3 protein-coding genes are annotated in these 4,153 nt (G+C 69.6%); 2 read left to right on the forward strand and 1 reads right to left on the reverse strand.

What is annotated here, in order from left to right; genetic code table 11:
- Positions 1-110 precede the first annotated feature (110 nt).
- Positions 111-749 (forward strand): class I SAM-dependent methyltransferase, encoded by a 639-nt coding sequence (locus tag DQW06_RS11950; RefSeq protein ID WP_117198434.1) that lies wholly within the window; start codon positions 111-113, stop codon positions 747-749.
- A 146-nt stretch (positions 750-895) separates the two neighbouring features.
- On the opposite strand, the gene DQW06_RS29510 is transcribed toward DQW06_RS11950, so the two are convergent.
- Positions 896-1,357 carry a hypothetical protein gene (locus DQW06_RS29510; protein WP_232833009.1) on the reverse strand — a complete coding sequence of 154 codons (462 nt, stop codon included), beginning with the start codon at positions 1,355-1,357 and terminating at the stop codon, positions 896-898.
- A gap of 180 nt (positions 1,358-1,537) precedes the next feature.
- On the opposite strand from DQW06_RS29510, the gene DQW06_RS11955 reads away from it, so the two are divergent.
- Positions 1,538-4,153: transglycosylase domain-containing protein (locus tag DQW06_RS11955; RefSeq protein ID WP_232833010.1), on the forward strand; the 2,616-nt coding region annotated here is incomplete at its 3' end.

Below are 4,153 nucleotides of genomic sequence, written 5' to 3' on the forward strand. Positions count from 1 at the left end.
CGGTGCCAGAGCGTCCCGCGTCCTGTGGACAACCAGCCGTCCCCTCGAAGACGCGGCAGCCCGCCCGGGCCCCTGCCCGTTTCTGTTTTCGCTGGTGGGACAATTTCCGCATGACGAAGACAATCCCCTCAGAGCTTCTGGCCGCGGCGGAGGCCGCGAAGGGTTTCATGCCCACGGACGAGGGCGCCGCCCTCTTCGAGACCGCCGTCGCCTACGCCCAGGTCGGGCCGATCGTGGAGATCGGCACCTACTGCGGCAAGTCCACGATCTTCCTCGGCGCGGCCGCCCGCGCCACCGGGGCCAAGGTCCTCACTGTCGACCACCACCGGGGCTCGGAGGAGCACCAGGAGGGCTGGGAGTACCACGACGCGTCCCTGGTGGACGAGGCGACCGGCAGGTTCGACACCCTTCCGCACTTCCGGCGCACGATCACCGAAGCGGGCCTGGACGAGGAGGTCATCGCGCTCGTGGGCCGGTCCACCGATGTCGCGGCTGTCTGGGGTACCCCGCTCGGCATGGTCTTCATCGACGGCGGCCACAGCGAGGAGGCCGCCCAGAACGACTACGATGGTTGGAGTCCCCACGTCGCCCCCGGCGGGGCCCTCGTCATCCACGACGTGTTCCCCGACCCCGAGGACGGCGGCCGACCGCCCTACAACATCTACCGGAAGGCCCTCGACTCGGGGGAGTTCAAGGAGATGCGCGCGGTGGGCTCCCTGCGGGTGCTCGAACGCATCCGGGGGAAGTGAGCGGGCTAACAGTCTTTCCGATACACAGCTGCCCAGGGTAAGCCTTGGGTAAGAAGTGACAGTACGCTTACCTGCTCGGACTTGACATGGTTACGGGCGGGTATCGTGGCCTGGAGGGCTGAGCGATGGCGGCGTTATTCCCCGAATTACCGCTTCGGTCCTGACTCGAACTGAACGATCCGGGGCACTTGCGCGTCAAACATCAGGACGGCACGGTGCCGGACGTGATTTGCCATGGGGGCGGGGAACTGAGCGAGAGCACACACGGCGAAAGCGGGGCGGACGGACAGCGTCCCGGGAAGGACACGCCGGACACCAGGAACACCTCTGCCGAAGAGCTGTCCAACAAGCACAGTCCCGAGAGTGGAGTACCCAACATCGAGGGGGACCAATCCACTCATGACACTCCTGGAGGAGAAGAAAGCGTAGGAGAACAGCCCGAACCGGAGTTCATCAACCCGGTCACCTTCAAGACCAGCGGTACCTTCCTCCGTGACAAGGTCGCCCAGAACCTCGCGGAACAGGGCTTCGGTTCCGACGACACCGGCGACGACGCTGCGGAGGACTCCGGCGTTCCCGCCGACGCGCACGGCACCGATGCGGTCCACACCTCTCCCGCGGCCGGCTCCCCCGCCTCAGCCGGCAGCACGGGCACGGAGGAGTCCGACACGCGCGAGGACGGGGGTCGGGGGGACGGACGGTCCTCCCAGGCCGCCCCGCCCTTCGCGGCCGACGACACGTCCGTCGACCAGGACGGTACGGCCGGCGCCGACGAGCCCCCATCGCCGGTGTCCGACCGGACCGAGCCCATCTCGCTCGACTCCGTCCGCGCCGCCGCCTCCGCGGAGGCGGCGGAGACGTCCGACGACGCCTCCGGCAACGCCGGTGCCGAAGAGGGCGGGACAGACCTCTGGAGCCCGCGCGGGCAGGAGCGCACGGGAGTTCCCAAGAGCCCCGTGGCCGGAACCGTGACCGACGTCCAGGACTTCGAGGACGGGTCCGCCGAGGCCGCCACGTCCGCTGTGCCCGCCGCACCGGACGCGGTCGCTCCGGACCGTGACGGAGAGCAGAGGATCGACGAGTCCTCCGCGGCCGAGACGGCGTCCCTGTGGCCCGAGCCGCGTCGCCTCTCCTCCTACGTGGCCGATTCGCCCTCCCGGGAGCAGGACCGGGGCGCCCGCCCCGGTTTCGCCGCGGCCGCGGCCGGAGCGGCGGGTGCCGCGGGAGCGGCCGCCGCCCACTCCGGGGCACACGGCGACCCCAGCGGTCCCGGTGACACCACCAGTTCCAGTAACTCCGGTGGACCCAGCGGTCCCACCGGCCCTGGCGGCCCCAAGGGTCCGGCTGGGCCTGGCGGTACCGGGCCCGGCGGGCCCAAGGGCCCGGGTGACCCCAAGGCACGGGGTAAGAAGAAGGGCGCCGGTCAGAAGGCCAAGAAGCCCATGTGGTGGAGGATCCTGCGGGTCTTCCTCATCGTCACCGGCGTGTTCTTCATCATCGGGTGCGGTGTCTTCGCCTTCTTCTACAGCACCGTGGAGGTTCCGGACGCGGCCAAGGCCGACGTCCTGGAGGAGGGTTCCACCTTCTACTTCGCCGACGGCGAGACCGAGTTCGCCTACCGGGGCACCCACCGGGAGATCCTGTCCTACGACGAGATGACCGCGGGCGGCGACCACGTCGTCGAGGCGGTCATCTCCGCGGAGGACCGCGGTTTCTGGACCGAGCCCGGGGTGTCCGTGAGCGGCACCGCCCGCGCGGTCTGGTCCACCGTCACCGGCCAGCAGGTCCAGGGCGGCTCCACCATCACCCAGCAGATGGTCCGCAACTACTACGAGGGCATCTCCCGGGACGTGTCCATCACCCGCAAGGTGCGGGAGATCATCATCGCCCTCAAGGTCGACCGGAGCGAGTCGAAGGAGTGGGTGATGGAGCAGTACCTCAACACCATCTACTTCGGCCGCAACGCCTACGGAGTCCAGGCCGCCTCGCAGGCGTACTACCACAAGGACGTCCAGGACCTGGAGCCCGCCGAGGCCGCGTTCCTGGCCGCCGCCATCCAGCAGCCCACCCCCTTCGGTGAGGCCGACGTGGAGACCACCCCCTCCATGGAGCGGCGCTGGGAGTACGTCGTCAACGGCATGGTCACCACGGAGGCCATCACCCAGGCCGAGGCCGACGCGATGGAGTTCCCGGCGCCCGAGCCGGAGCGGCCCAGCGAGGGCACCGACCTGAGCGGCTACAAGGGCTACATGCTCCAGGAGGCCATGAACGAGCTGGAGCGGCTCGGCTACACCGAGGACCAGATCAACCGCCAGGGCTACAGGATCGTCACCACGTTCGACCAGGACATGATGGACGCCGCCTACGCCGCGGTGGAGGAGATGGTCCCGCTCGAGAACCGGCCCGAGGGCGTCAACGTCGGTCTGACCACCGTCGACCCGGCCACGGGCGAGGTCCTGGCCTTCTACGGCGGCCACGACTACTGGGAGAACCAGTACGACAGCTCCTTCCTCGGCGCCGCGCAGACCGGTTCGGCGTTCAAGCCCTACGTGCTCGCCACCGCCCTGGAGCAGGGCTACAGCCTCAACTCCACGGTGGACGGGCGCGGGCCGCGCACCATCGCGGGCTCGCGCATCCAGAACGCGGGCAACTCGCCGGGCGGCATCATGACGCTCACGCAGGCCACCCAGGTCTCCAACAACCTCGGTTTCATCGAGCTGGCCCAGGAGGTCGGTTTCGAGAACGTCCGCGACACCGTCTACGCCGCCGGGTGGCCCGAGGGGAGTGTGCCCGACAGCCAGCTGGTTCCGGTCATGCCGCTGGGCGCCTCCAGCGCCCGCACGGTCGACCAGGCCAGCGGGTACGCCACCTTCGCCAACGGCGGCGTCCACGTCGAGACGCACGTGGTGCGGGAGATCATCGACTCCGAGGGCGAGAACGTGCGCCCGGAGGTGGAGAGCAACAGGGCTCTGGAGGAGGAGACCGCGGCCGACGTCACCCACGCCCTCCAGCAAGTGGTCAACGGCGGTACCGGTACCGGGGCGCGGCTGGCCAACCACCCCACCGCGGGCAAGACCGGTACCACCGACGGCAGCGTCGCCGCCTGGTTCGTCGGTTACACCCCGCAGCTGTCCACGGCGGTGGGGATCTACAGCGGCAACAACGAGGGCTTCAGTATCCCCGGATACGGCTCTCTGTCGGGCGGTACGCTCCCGGCGTCGCTGTGGAACCGGTACATGAGCACCGCGATGGAGGGTTACGAGCCCGGTTCGTTCCCGAGCCCGGCCTTCAGCGGCACCACCGAGAACTGGGCTCCGGACGTGTCCACCGAGCAGCCCCAGCAGCCGCAGCAGCCGGAGGCGCCCGCGGAGCCGGAGACGCCGGTGGAGCCGGAGGTGCCCACC

It is taken from the genome of Nocardiopsis sp. TNDT3 (genome assembly GCF_003427465.1).
GTDB classification, from domain to species: domain Bacteria; phylum Actinomycetota; class Actinomycetes; order Streptosporangiales; family Streptosporangiaceae; genus Nocardiopsis; species Nocardiopsis dassonvillei.